This is a genomic window from Nocardia sp. GTS18, assembly GCF_013839555.1.
Classification (GTDB): Bacteria; Actinomycetota; Actinomycetes; order Mycobacteriales; family Mycobacteriaceae; genus Nocardia; species Nocardia rosealba.
Genome location: NZ_JACBIU010000011.1, coordinates 106,412 through 119,120, shown reverse-complemented (window position 1 = coordinate 119,120; position 12,709 = coordinate 106,412). Strand labels below are relative to the sequence as shown.

Genomic DNA, 12,709 nt, shown 5'->3' with positions numbered 1-12,709 from the left:
GGGTTGCCCGGGAGGTCGAGGGGGCCTTCGGTGGGGAAGGGTTGGATGTGGGGGACCGGGTTCTTGCGGAGGCCGCCCGCGGCGGTGATGCGCAGCGCCCAGGCCGCGGTGCTCGGGGCGGTGAGGCGTTTGATCACGTCGAGGGGAGTGGCTGACTCGTGGACCTCGCCTCGGGCGTGGGGTACCTCGGTGGGGCTGGTGTAGGCGGGGGTGCCGTAACGGCGGTGCAGGTGGTTCAGGGCGCCGACGTGGTCGAGGTGGGCGTGGGTGAGCAGGGCGGCGACGACGTCTTCGGGGCGGTGGCCGAGGGCACGGATCGCCGATTCGATGATCTTCGCGTCGCCGTACCAGCCGGCGTCGATGAGGGTGAGGTCGCGGCCCTCGCGCAGCAGGACCATGTTCACATCCGTGCCACGGATGGTGAAGACATCATCGGCGACTTGGTGACAACGCATGGAAAACCTCTCCCTGACAGTGGGTTTCGACCCTACCGGCTCAGCGGTAGGGTCGCGCCCGATCACCAGATGGTGACCCGCTCCTCCGGTGCCAGGTACAGCTTGTCGTCGGGCGTCACCTCGAACGCCTCGTAGAAGCTGTCGATATTGCGCACCACCGCGTTGCAGCGGAACTCCGGCGGCGAATGCGGGTCGACGGCGAGGCGGCGGATCGCCTCCTCCTGCCGCGCCTTGGTCCGCCACACCTGTGCCCAGCCGTAGAACACCCGCTGCAGACCGGTGAGCCCGTCGATGACCTGCGGCTCTTCACCGTCGAGCGAGATCTTGTACGCGGCAAGGGCAATCGACAGACCACCGAGATCACCGATGTTCTCGCCGATGGTGAACTCGCCGTTCACGGTGTGCTCGTCGGACAGATCAGCGGGCGAGAGCACGTTGTACTGGTCGATCAGCGCCTTGGTCCGCTTGCCGAATTCGGCGCGGTCGTCGTCGGTCCACCAGTCCTGCATATTGCCGTCGCCGTCGTACTTCGCGCCCTGGTCGTCGAAGCCGTGCCCGATCTCGTGGCCGATCACCGCGCCGATCCCGCCGTAGTTGGCGGCGTCGTCGGCGTTCATGTCGAAGAACGGCGGCTGCAGGATGGCGGCCGGGAAGACGATCTCGTTCATGCCGGGGTTGTAGTAGGCGTTCACCGTCTGCGGGGTCATGAACCATTCGCCGCGATCCACGGGACCACCGAGTTTGCCCAGGTCACGGTCGTGGTCGGCGGCGTAGCCACGCCGGTAGTTGCCGACGAGGTCCGCCGCGTCGATCTCGACGGCCGAGTAGTCGCGCCAGGTGTCGGGGTAGCCGATCTTGGGGGTGAACTTCTCCAGCTTGGTCAGTGCCGCGGCGCGGGTGTCGGGGCCCATCCACTCGAGTTCGGCGATATTGCGGCGGTAGGCCTCCTGCAGATTGGCGACCAACTCCACCATCCGCGCCTTGGCCTCGGGCGGAAAGTGGCTGGCCACATACAGTTTGCCGACGGCCTCGCCGAGCAGTTCCTGGACCAGGCCGACGCCACGCTTCCAGCGTTCCCGGATCTCCTGCGCGCCGGTGAGAGTGCGGCCGTAGAAGTCGAAGTTCGCGGCGACGATCTCGTCGGTGAGGTAGGGGGCGCGCGCGTGCAGCACCTGCCACGCGGCCCACGCCTGCCAATCCGCCTGCGGCACATCCGACCACGCGCGCGCGAAGGCGCCGACGTAACCGGGCTGGCGGATCACGAGTTCGGCGAACAGCTCGGTGCCCGCACGGTCGACACCCTCGGCGACGGCGTCGGCCCAAGCGGCCCAATCGAATTCGGGGTGGGCGGTGGCGAGCTCGTCGAAAGTGGTGAGGTTGTAGCTCTTCTCGGCATCGCGTCGGCGCACCACGTCCCAGTGGCCTGCGGCGAGGGTGCGTTCCAGCTCGAACACCCGATTCGCCGCGTCGGCCGGATCGGTCGGCACGAGGCCTGCCAGGGCGGGGTCGGACGCGGCGAGGGTGAACATCTTGGTGAGGTGGGCGCGGTAGGCGTCGCGGATCTCGGCGAACTCGTCGGACCGGTAGTACGACTCGTCGGGCAGGCCGATGCCCGACTGGGTGGCGTGCAGCAGGTAGCGGGTGGAGTCCTTGTCGTCGGTGTCGACGTAGTAGGCGAGCGCGCCGCGCACGCCGGTGCGCTGCAAGCGGCCGAGCAGGGCAGCGAACGCGCTCGCGTCGGCGACCGTGGCGATGGCGTGCAGTTCGTCGGCCACCGGGGTGAGCCCGGCAGCGGCGACCAACTCGGTGTTCATGAAGCTCGAGTACAGGTCACCGATCTTGCGGGCATCCGCGCTGTCGGCCGAACCCTCGGCGCACTCGGTGATGATGGTCTGCACATCGATCTCGGCCTGGTCGTACAACGTCCGGAACGCACCGTCCACCGCCCGGTCGGCCGGAATCTCGTAGTCGGCCAACCACCGCCCGTTGACATGCGCGAACAGATCGTCCTGCACCCGCACATCCTGATCACGGAAGGACAGGTCGATACCGGAGGGGCTGCTCAGATCCGAAGTCACGCACTCCAGTATGCCGAAACATCATCGCGAACCGGGGGCGTGCTGGAAGGCGTCGCGACACGTCGGCGATCGGGCATCGGCGTCCATCCTGACGCGCACTGCCCGGTCACCGACGGGCGCGGAGCGGATTCGGGTTACACGCAGGCGAATTCGTCGTCGCGGACGCCGGCTACGAAGGCGTCCCATTCGGTGGGGGTGTAGTGCAGGGCGGTTGATCCGTGGCGCAGGGTTGTCGTGCCGTCGGCTGCGTGCTGGGTGGTGAGGGAGGGGTGCGGGCGCTGGGCGAGCAGGCAGTCGAGGAAGGCGGTCCACACGGCGGCGGGGACGGTGATGATCGGCTCGTCGAGGCCACGGTTCATCGGGTTGCGCCGGAATTTGCTGTCTCGTATCTGGACGGCGTCACCTTCGAAGCGAACCTCGACACATTGGTTACCGTTGTTGGAGCGCGACGAGGTGAACCAGCCGTGATCGGCCGGGCGGCGGCGAGCTGTGATCGACATGACACAAATCTTACACTCTCGCATAGTCGCTGATCAGGGCAAGGGATTCAGATCTCGGCATGGCCTGATCCCTGGCCCGCAGGAAGGCGTAGCCGAGATCGCGGACCTGTTCGGCGTCGTCTACATGGCCACCGAAAACAGCGCTCTCCGCCCACGCGAAAGTCGGTAGCTGATCGCTTGCGAAGTCGAGCAGATGGAAACTGGAACCGCCGAGCACCGCGCCCTCGGGAGCGCTGAACGGGATCACCCGAACGTCGACGGTGTCGAGCTCGCGCATCAGCTCCACCAGGTGACGCAACTGCCCGCGCAACACTTCGGGACCCCCGGTCTGCTGACGCAGCGTCGCCTCACCCAGCACGGCCGTGAGTTCCAGCGGTTCCGGTTCCCGCAGCCGCCGCTGGCGTCGCAACCGGATCGCGACTAATTGGTCTACCTGCACCGGGCGGATCATCACGTCGGCACTGATGAGCGCCCGTGCGTATGCCTCCGTCTGGAGGAGGCCGGGCACGATCAGGCTGTCGTAGCTGCGGATGCTCTGCGCCCCCGCCTCCATTCCGTACAAACGCTGCAGTTCGGGGCCGATCAGCGCGGCCGAAGTGGACCACCAGCCGCGCTGTTTGCTGGCCTCCAGCAGCGCGAGCAATTCCCGCCGTTCGTCGGCGGGCACATCGAGAACATCGAGCACCGGTTCGATAGTCGTGCGTGTGAGGACCCGTCGGCCTTTTTCCACATGGGACCAGTTGGCGGGGGTGAAACCGACCCGCTTGGCAAAACCCGCGGAGTCGAAACCACGCTGTTCGCGCAGGTCACGCAGGCGCAGGACCAGTTCCCAGCGCGCGGCGGTAGGCGAAACGGGTGCCATGGGCGCTGATCGTACTCCGGGTGAACACACCTGCTACTGACTATTGTCAGCGTCGTTGTGTCGCATTAGGCTGTAGATAGCGGCAAATATCTAGCGAATGCAAGCTCCACACCGTCGACGGAGACGAGGTAGTGATGAGCCAGCGCACTGACAGCAAGGGCGGCTATGCCGCCGCCGAGGAATACTCGGAAACCCAGGACGCGCTCGCGCGCTGTCGTCACTATCGCAAGCACAACGGTCTCTATGCCGTGGTCGAAGCCACCTTCGGGCGCATCGTGCTCGAAATCGGGGCCGTCGGAGCCGTGGTGATGCCCTCGACGCTGGGCGAACGAGTGCGCGGACAGCTCCTCAGCCGTGGTCAACGCTGCGGACCGATCATCGGGCATCCCCGGTCCGGCCGCTGGACCTTCCTCACCGGGCCCACCGACAATTCCTACCTCGACACCGAACTGTTCGCCGAGATGTTCCGGGTGTGCGCGTCGGTCGCCCTGCCCGGCAGCGACGTGGTGCTGCCCTCCCCGGCCGACGAACGCAGCGGCTACCGCATCTGGCTGCAACCACCCGACGGCGACTACCGTCCCGACTTCGCGCAGATCGTCGCCGCCACCCGCGCCAACGCCAGAACCACCGCCCTGGTGCGCGAACCCGGCTCGGCCTAGCCGCCCAGCCGGGCGTGCATCTCCCAGACCAGCACCTCGGCGTCGCCGTGCGGGCGAATCAGCTGACCACCCGAGCGGGTGAGCCGCACGGCGTCGCCCTGGGCCAAGGTGCCGACACCTTCCATGTCCACCTCGCCGCGGGCGACGAAAACATGCAGGTAGGGGGCATCGGGCAGGGTCACGGGCGCGCTGTCGGCGGTCAACCGGGCCACGTGCATCGCCGCGTGCGAGGAATTGATCGAGATGGCGGTGCGGTCGCGGTAACGCGGTAGGCCCGAGGCCACCGTCACCAGATCGCCGCGGGCGAGCTCGTCATCGATCTCGAGCTGCTGATACCCCGGATCGACACCGGGTTCGTCGGGCACCACCCACATCTGCACGAAATGCACCGGCTCGTCGTGCTCGGGCAGCTTGCCGTCGAGGCGCCATGAGTCGTTCTTCTCCGAGTGCAGGATGCCGGTGCCGGCGCTCATCCGCTGGGCCAGACCGGGATAGATCACGCCGTTGTGGCCGAGCGAATCCTGGTGCACCAGACTGCCGCCGAGCACCCAGGTGACGATCTCCATGTCGCGGTGCGGGTGGGTGTCGAAACCCTCGCCGGGCAGCACCACGTCCTCGTTGTTCACCAGCAGCAGGCCGTGATGGGTGTTGTCGGGGTCGTAGTGCTCGCCGAACGAGAACGAATGCTTGGAGTCGAGCCAGGAGATCCTGGTCTTCATCCGGTCACCGCCCCGATGCACCTCGATGCGCGGTGTCGTCGATGTGGACATGACCCTCCTCCTGCGCTGCACCCGTACCGCCACCTCAATTCTGGCACCACTATCCTCACGACGTGTCGACCCATCGCGCTGACGGCTCGGATCCGGCGGATGAGCGGCCGATCTCGCTGCGACATCTGCTGCGCGAAAGCCGCGGTGTGGTGCGGCGCAATCCACGGATGCCACGGTTGGCGCTGCTGCGCCTGGCCGCCCAATTCGGTGACGGCATGTTCCAGGCGGCGCTGTCGGGCGCCATCCTGTTCAACCCCGAACGCGAAACCGACCCCCTGGCCGTCGCCGCCGGTTTCGCGGTGCTGCTGCTGCCGTATTCGGTGCTCGGCCCCTACGCGGGCGCCCTGCTCGACCGCTGGGATCGGCGCAGTGTGCTGCTGGTGGCGAGCATCGCGCGGGCGACGCTGATCGCGGCCGCCGCGCTCGCGCTGTTCGCCGGGGCGGGGGAGAGCGTGCTCCTCGTGCTCGCGCTGGCGACCGTCGGAATCAGCCGATTCGTGCTTGCCGGGGTGTCGGCCGCGCTGCCGAGGGTGCTCGAACAGCGCTGGCTGGTTCCGATGAACTCCGTGCTGGCCACGGTGGCCTCGGCGTGCGCGGGGGTCGGCGCGGCGGCGTCGGTGGCGGTGATCGCGGTGCTCGGAGCGGGGGATTCGGCCTCGGCCGTGGCGGTCGCGCTCAGCGGGGTCGGGTCGGTGGTCGGCGCGCTACTCGCCGTCGGTTTCACACCCCACATCCTCGGGCCCGAAAAGGGCTCGGCGGGAGCGGAAAGCACTGTCCGTGCGATCGCCACCGGATTGGCCACGGGTGCGCGCGCGGTCTGGCGATCGACGCAGGTGACGACCGCGATGATCGGCATCGGAGCGCATCGCATCGTGTTCGGGATGAACACGCTCATCATGGTGCTGGTACTGCGTCAGCCCGAGGGGCAGAGCGAAATGAGCGGCGGGCTGGTCGGATTCGGGGTCGCGATCGGTGCGGCCGCGGCGGGCATGCTGCTCGCCGCGATCCTCGCGCCCGTGCTGATTCCCCGGCTCGGCAGGCCGCGGACCGTGCTCGTCGGGCTGGCGACAGCCGTCATCGTGCAGCTCACCCTGGTGACACCGATCGCGCTCGCTTCCTCGGAATCGGCCACCGACCACGCCCACCGGCTGCTGCTGATCGGCGCGTTCGGGCTCGGGCTCGCCGGGCAGACGATCAAGCTCACCGGCGATGCCAGCATGCAGATCGAGATCGACGACGACCGGCGCGGACAGGTCTTCGCCCTCCAGGACACGGTCTTCAACATGACGTTCGTGCTGGCCATCGCCGCGACCGCCCTGGTGATCCCTGCCGACGGCCGTTCGCTGCCGGTGGTGCTGGTCGGGGCCGGGGTGTACGCGCTCGGCATCGTCGCGATCACCCTGAATTCGCGGCGGGCGCGCTAGTCGTCGTGCGTCTGTTTCGTTCCGGTGTGGATGCGTTCGGCATCGGTGCGGTGAGCGTCGGTCAGTCGTCGGGTGCGAAGCGCAGGAGTTCACCCGGACGGAGTTGGGCGACGCGGTCGACGTCGGCGTCGAGCACGACCGCGACGACCGGGTAGCCGCCGGTGATCGGATGGTCGGCGAGGAAGACGACCGGTTGACCGCTCGGTGGGACCTGCACCGAACCGAGGGCGACACCTTCGGCGGGCAGTTCGCGGGTGATCGAGCGGGTGAGCGGCGGCCCGGCGACCCGATCCAGGCGGGCACCCACGCGGTCGGTCTCACTGCTCACCTGCCACGAGCCCCGGAACAGGGCGGCGGGGTCGGTGAACCAGTCTTCGCGCGGGCCGGGACGAGCGCGGACGACGAGCACCTCCGGCGGCACGGGGACCGGCGCGAACTCGACGGTCGGGAAGGTGCGCGGCGGGGGACCGACGGGTAGCTGCATGCCCGGTCGCAGCGGGTCGGGTCCGATGCCGGAGAGGGTGTCGCGGCTGCGGGAACCGAGGACCTTCGGCACGTCTATGCCGCCACGGACACCGATGTAGGTGCGTAAACCGGTGCCTGCCATGCCGAGGCGAAGGGTCTGGCCCGCCTCGAGTTCGAGAACGCTCGCATGGCCGACGGGCGTGCTGTCCACCGTGGCCGCCGCTGGTGCGCCGGTGACCGCGACGGTGACGTGCGCATCGGTGCGCACTACGAGTCCGCCGAGCAGTACCTCGATGCCCGCGTGGTCCTCCGGATTGCCGACCAGCCGGTTCGCCAGCCGCAGCGAGGCGCGGTCGGCGGCGCCCGCCGGACCCACGCCGGAATCGAACCAGCCGGGTCTGCCCAGGTCCTGGATCGTCGCGAGCGGCCCCACCCGCTCGATGAAGATCACCATGCGATCTCTCCCCGATTAACTGTCGAGGCGGCGCACCATTGAGCAGCCCTTGCCTATTGCGCGATGTCGACGAACCGCACCGCCGTTCCCGCTCGGATCAGCGCGGGTGGATCGCGATCGACCGCCCACATGCGTAGATCGGTACTTCCGATCAGTTGCCATCCGCCCGGTGTGCCACGCGGATATACCGCCGAGTACCCACCGGCCAGTGCCACCGCACCCGGTGGGATGGCGGTGCGGGCCTGGGCCCGGCGCGGCACGGTGAGCCTGCCGTCGGGCGAGACGAGATATCCGAAACCGGGTGCGAAACCCACGAAGGCGCACTGCCAGACGGTACCGGTATGAGCCGCGATCACCTCCGCGACAGACAGGTCGAGCAGTCGGGCGACCTCGGGCAGGTCGACCCCGTCGTAGCGCACCGGCACCTCGACCAGCTCGTCGGGGCGGTCCGGGTCGGACAGTGTTCCACGGGAAACATCGAGCGAATCCGGCTGTGCGGATTCGGAATCCAGGCGGTCGAGCAGCGCGAGCAATTCGCGGCGCACCTGCGTGCCGTAGTTCACCGAATGCAGGGTGACCAGCACGGTCTCCGCCGCGGGCAGCACGTCCTGGACACCGGCGATGGCATGCACCCGCAGCGCCGACGCCAGGCGCTGCACCGGCTGCGGATCGTCGAGGGTGATGAGCATGGCGCGGTCGCCCGCGGGCCTGATCCGCGTGCTCCAGTCGGTCACCATCGCGCCTCCCACCCTCAACCGAATGGTTCGACAGGTACGCCTGCCTCGTCCAACGCCCCCCTGATGCGGCGCGCCATCTCCACGGCCGCCGGCGAGTCACCATGGACGCACACACTGGCCACGGACACAGCGACCGCACCCGGACCGTCAACGGTACGCGCGGTCCCCGACAACGCAAGGGATACCGCCTGGGCGACGGCGTCGTCGGGCGTCAGCACCGCACCGGCAACCCCGCGCGGCGCCAACGTGCCGGTGGCGGTGTAGGCGCGGTCGGCGAAACCCTCGCCGACGAAACGCACTTTCGCCCGGTTCGCGGCGTGTTCGAGTTCGGTTCCGGCCGGGCCGAGCAGGGCGAGACCGGTTTCGGCCTCGGCGACGGCGGTCGCGACCGCGTCGGCGAGCAGACGATCGCGAGCGGCCGCGTGATAGAGGGCGCCGTGCGGCTTCACGTACCGCACCCGGTCGCCCGCCGCGCGCGCGAATGCCGCGAGAGCGCCGATCTGGTACAGCACCTCGTCGCGCAGTTCGGCGGGCGCGATGGCGATATCGCGGCGGCCGAAGCCGACCAGATCGCGGTAGCCGACGTGCGCGCCGATCCGCACGCCCTTGGCCACAGCCAGTTCGCAGGTGCGGCGCATGATCGTCGGGTCGCCCGCATGGAAACCGCACGCGATGTTGGCGCTGGTGACGATGTCGAGCATGGCGGCGTCCTCACCCATCCGCCACGGGCCGAAGCCCTCGCCCAGATCACTGTTCAGGTCCAGCGGCATGCTGCCCTCCGGTTTGCGCGCGTGCATGAACGCCCTCATTGTGCGCCGTAGCCCGGGCCCACGCTTCAGCAGGCGTACACCCGCACCTCCGTGGCCTTGACCGCGAAATACGCCCGCGTGCCGACGGCGAGGCCGAGCTGGGCCACGGCGGCCGGGGTGAGATCGGCGCACAGGCCGGGCGCGTTCGGTGCGTCGCCACGCACCCGCACGATGCCGCCCCGATCGGTGATCTCGGTGATGTCGACAGTGAAGACATTGCGTGGGCTACCACCGGGAGGCCGGGTGAAAACCGACACGGCGGCGGGGGAGAAGACAGCCGCCGCGCGGGTGCCTGCGGTGAAATCGCCGACGACGCAACCATCGACCGCCGATTCGTCATCGGGTGTCGACCCCGAGTAGTCGTCGATACTCGGGTCGACCGCTGCCGAGTGCCGGGCGCCGCCTGCCGAACTCGACCCCGACCCACCACCGGGACCGCTGGTTATCGGCCGTTCTGTGGAGCCGAGCGAGGCACTGGCAGCGGCGCTGTGCGCCGGCCGATCGGCGGGGTGTGCTGCTGGCCGGTGCTGGGCTTCGCTGTCACCTGGCGACATCGGTTCGCTGTGTCGGCAGGGTCCGACCAGCACTGCCGCGAAGGCCGGGTCGGACCCGCGCGGCGCGGTGGCCGTGCCGTGGAGGAGGTTCAGGCCGGCGATGCGGGCGGCGAAGGGGCTGCGTGGGTGCGACATCACGTCGGTGACCTGGCCGGATTCGACGATGCGGCCGGATTCGACGATGACAATGCGGTCGGCGAGGGTGATGGCGTCGATGATGTCGTGGGTGACCAGGACCGCGCAGCGCGGATGGGCGGGGTCGCGCAGGACTCGGCGCAGCAGCGAGCGCATGGCGGGGGCGACATCGACATCGAGGGCCGACATGGGTTCGTCGAGCAGGAGCAGGTGCGGGTCGACGGCGAGGGCACGGGCCAGGGCGACGCGTTGGGCCTGGCCGCCGGAGAGCGCTGCGGGGTGGCGGTCGGCCAGGTGCGTGGCGTCGACGGCTCGGAGCCATTCGGCGGCAACAGCTTTCGCTTGCCGATTCCCACGGCTGCGTGGGCCGAAAGCGACGTTCTCGGCAACCGTGAGGTGCGGAAACAGCAACGGTTCCTGGGCGAGCAGCGAGATGCCGCGTCGATATGGTGCCAGCGCGATAGCTTTCGCCGTATCGGTGAGGGTGTCGGCGCCCAAGCGCACGTGGCCTTCGTCGGGGACGAGCAAGCCGGCGATCACCTGGAGCAGGCTGGACTTTCCCGCGCCGTTGGGGCCGAGGACGGCGAGGACTTCGCCCGGTGCGAGCTCGAGCGCCAGGTCCAGCTCGCGATCCGCGATGCGTGCGGCCACCGAAAGGCCCGCCGGATGCGACGACCTCCCTGACGATTCGTCGGGTGCGCTCGCGGAGAACCCCGCCGGACCGGACGACGGCTCGCTCCGTACGGATTCGTGGTGTGCGCTCGCCGGATCGAAGCCCGACGGCATGCTTCGCGGCTCGTCATGTGGGCTCATTCCGCTCTCCCTCCGCTGCGGGCGCTGCCGAGCTGAGTGCCGGGGATCGGGCTCGTACGGCGGTAGGCGAGGAGGACGATCAGAATCGCGACGATGATGAGCACCACCGAAAGCGCAACGGCCGCATCGGGATCGGCTTCGCGTTGCAGGTAGATCTCCAAGGGGAGCGTGCGGGTTCGGCCCTGCAGGCTGCCCGCGAAGGTGAGGGTGGCGCCGAATTCACCGAGCGCGCGGGCGAAGGCGAGCACCGCACCGGAGATGAGCGCGGGACGCATCAGCGGCAGGGTGATCCGCCACCACACCGTGCTCGGCCCGGCACCGAGGGTGGCCGCGATCTGCTCGTAGCGGTGACCCGCCGTCCGCAACGCACCCTCGAGCGTGAGGACCAGAAACGGCAGTGCCACAAAGGTTTGAGCGAGCACTACCGCCGTTGTGCTGAACGCGATCTGCACACCGAGGGCTTCGAGGTGGCTTCCCAACAGCCCACGCCGCCCGAAGGTGTACAGCAGGGCGATACCACCGACCACCGGCGGTAATACCAAGGGCAGCAACACAAGTGCGCGCAGCACCGGTAGCCCGCGCCATCGCGCCCTGGCCAGGACCACGGCCATCGGTACACCGAGCAGCACGCACAGCAGCGTGCTCGCGGCCGCCGTCCGCAGGCTCAACCACAGGGCGTCACGCGAGGCCTCGGTGGTCACCAGCGCACCGAACCGACCCCATTCCACGCCCCAGGCCAAGGCGCCGAGCGGCACGACGACCAGGGCGAATCCGAGCAGCGCGGGCAGCAACAACCAGCGGGGAAACCCTGCGGCGCCGGTTCTCACGGCACACCGAACCCGGCTTCAGTCAGCACCCGCCGACCCGTCGGGCCGGTCACCAGGTCGATGAACTTCCCGGCAGCAGCGGAATCCTCGACCGCCCCGATGGGATAGGTGTTCACCGCCGCCGAAGCCTCGGGGATCGCGACCGTACTCACCTTCGCGCCGGCACTCGCCGCATCCGTGACGTACACCAGGCCCGCGTCCGCCTGTCCGGAAGTCACCTTGGTCAGCACATCGGCCACCGACGATTCCTCACTCACCGGCCGCAATGTCACCTGCGCAGCTCCCGCGACCTTCTGTGTCGCCCGGCCACACGGCACCTGCGGCGCACACACCACGACGGACACGCCATCCTTGGTCAGATCGCGGAAAGTGTTGACCCCCTTCGGGTTACCGGGCGCGGTGACGATGGTGAGGACGTTCGTGGCGAAGGCGCGCGAAGACGTGATGCGTCCGTCGGCGATCACCTTGTCCATCGTCGGCTGGTCTGCCGAGGCGAAGACGTCGGCGGGCGCACCGGCCTGCAACTGGGCGGCCAGATCCGACGATCCGGCGAACGAGAACCGCAGGTCCACACCGGGATTCGTGGCTTCGAAGTCGTCCTCCAGCTCGGTGAAGGCCTTCTTCAACGAGGCGGCGGCGAACACGGTGAGCGTCGAATCACCTGTCGCCGAATCCGTTTCGGAACCACAGGCGGTGAGCACGGTCAGCGCGGCCACCAAGGCGAGCGCGCGCTTCATCCGGCGGCCCGTTCCACGACCACCGTCGTGGCCTTCACACTCGCCAACGCCACACTGCCGGGCTCGAGCCCGAGCTCGCGCACCGCTTCGCTGCTCATCAACGAGACCACCGTGAACGGACCGCATTGCATCTCCACCTGTGCCATCACCGTGTCGGTCAGCACGCGAGTGACCAAGCCGGGGAACCGATTCCGGGCCGAACTGGCACTGCCCACCTCGGTGTGCGGCGGGCGCGCCTGCTCGACGGCGAGAGCCGCCAGCTCACGACCCTCGATGACCAACCGGCCGGCGCTGTCCTTGCTCGTCGACAGCGCGCCGGAGTCGATCCACCGGCGCACGGTGTCGTCGCTGACCCCGAGCAGATCGGCGGCTTCCTTGATTCGCAGTAGTGCCACCCGGCCAGGATAGTTCCGCAGATGCGGCGATACAT

General features: G+C 68.8%; 14 protein-coding genes. 2 read left to right on the top strand and 12 right to left on the bottom strand.

The features are described 5' to 3' along the window. From HYG95_RS13095 to HYG95_RS13080, 4 genes are all read right to left on the bottom strand, one after another. On the bottom strand, positions 1-455 hold a 455-nt coding region (locus HYG95_RS13095), incomplete at its 3' end, for an MBL fold metallo-hydrolase (protein ID WP_181698224.1). Between the two features lie 62 nt (positions 456-517). After that, entirely contained in the window at positions 518-2,533 is a 2,016-nt protein-coding gene (locus tag HYG95_RS13090; protein WP_181698223.1) for a M13-type metalloendopeptidase, read from the bottom strand. A 134-nt stretch (positions 2,534-2,667) separates the two neighbouring features. Continuing rightward, on the bottom strand, positions 2,668-3,033 hold the full coding sequence (locus HYG95_RS13085) for a DUF397 domain-containing protein (protein ID WP_181698222.1): 366 nt from the start codon (positions 3,031-3,033) through the stop codon (positions 2,668-2,670). A gap of 10 nt (positions 3,034-3,043) precedes the next feature. Next, a complete protein-coding gene (locus tag HYG95_RS13080) occupies positions 3,044-3,895 on the bottom strand; it encodes a helix-turn-helix transcriptional regulator (protein WP_181698221.1) in 852 nt (283 codons plus the stop codon). A 134-nt stretch (positions 3,896-4,029) separates the two neighbouring features. On the opposite strand from HYG95_RS13080, the gene HYG95_RS13075 reads away from it, so the two are divergent. Next, positions 4,030-4,554: a hypothetical protein gene (locus HYG95_RS13075; RefSeq protein WP_220139377.1), complete on the top strand. Its 525-nt coding sequence runs from the start codon at positions 4,030-4,032 to the stop codon at positions 4,552-4,554. On the opposite strand, the gene HYG95_RS13070 is transcribed toward HYG95_RS13075, so the two are convergent. Continuing rightward, the gene (locus HYG95_RS13070) at positions 4,551-5,324 is read right to left on the bottom strand and encodes a pirin-like bicupin family protein (RefSeq protein WP_181698220.1); all 774 of its coding nucleotides are present in this window, start codon (positions 5,322-5,324) and stop codon (positions 4,551-4,553) included. The genes HYG95_RS13075 and HYG95_RS13070 overlap by 4 nt on opposite strands. 167 nt (positions 5,325-5,491) lie before the next feature. On the opposite strand from HYG95_RS13070, the gene HYG95_RS13065 reads away from it, so the two are divergent. Next, positions 5,492-6,748, top strand: coding sequence for an MFS transporter (locus tag HYG95_RS13065; protein WP_181698233.1), 1,257 nt, complete (start codon positions 5,492-5,494; stop codon positions 6,746-6,748). A gap of 61 nt (positions 6,749-6,809) precedes the next feature. On the opposite strand, the gene HYG95_RS13060 is transcribed toward HYG95_RS13065, so the two are convergent. The 7 genes from HYG95_RS13060 to HYG95_RS13030 all read right to left on the bottom strand — a co-directional run bounded on the left by HYG95_RS13060 (position 6,810) and on the right by HYG95_RS13030 (position 12,674). Beyond that, positions 6,810-7,667 (bottom strand): biotin-dependent carboxyltransferase family protein, encoded by an 858-nt coding sequence (locus HYG95_RS13060; protein ID WP_181698219.1) that lies wholly within the window; start codon positions 7,665-7,667, stop codon positions 6,810-6,812. Between the two features lie 53 nt (positions 7,668-7,720). After that, positions 7,721-8,404: an allophanate hydrolase subunit 1 gene (locus HYG95_RS13055; RefSeq protein ID WP_181698218.1), complete on the bottom strand. Its 684-nt coding sequence runs from the start codon at positions 8,402-8,404 to the stop codon at positions 7,721-7,723. Positions 8,405-8,418: 14 nt separating this feature from the next. After that, positions 8,419-9,174, bottom strand: a complete 756-nt coding sequence (locus HYG95_RS13050) for a LamB/YcsF family protein (RefSeq protein ID WP_067644304.1) — start codon at positions 9,172-9,174, stop codon at positions 8,419-8,421. Between the two features lie 65 nt (positions 9,175-9,239). Continuing rightward, on the bottom strand, positions 9,240-10,715 hold the full coding sequence (locus HYG95_RS24840; protein WP_255495278.1) for a sulfate/molybdate ABC transporter ATP-binding protein: 1,476 nt from the start codon (positions 10,713-10,715) through the stop codon (positions 9,240-9,242). Beyond that, on the bottom strand, positions 10,712-11,542 hold the full coding sequence (locus HYG95_RS13040; protein WP_181698217.1) for an ABC transporter permease: 831 nt from the start codon (positions 11,540-11,542) through the stop codon (positions 10,712-10,714). Before HYG95_RS13040 ends, HYG95_RS24840 begins: the two co-directional genes overlap by 4 nt. Continuing rightward, a complete protein-coding gene (gene modA / locus HYG95_RS13035) occupies positions 11,539-12,279 on the bottom strand; it encodes a molybdate ABC transporter substrate-binding protein (RefSeq protein WP_181698216.1) in 741 nt (246 codons plus the stop codon). Before modA ends, HYG95_RS13040 begins: the two co-directional genes overlap by 4 nt. Beyond that, a complete protein-coding gene (locus tag HYG95_RS13030) occupies positions 12,276-12,674 on the bottom strand; it encodes a helix-turn-helix transcriptional regulator (protein WP_181698215.1) in 399 nt (132 codons plus the stop codon). The genes modA and HYG95_RS13030 overlap by 4 nt, the downstream gene beginning before the upstream one ends. Positions 12,675-12,709 lie beyond the last annotated feature (35 nt).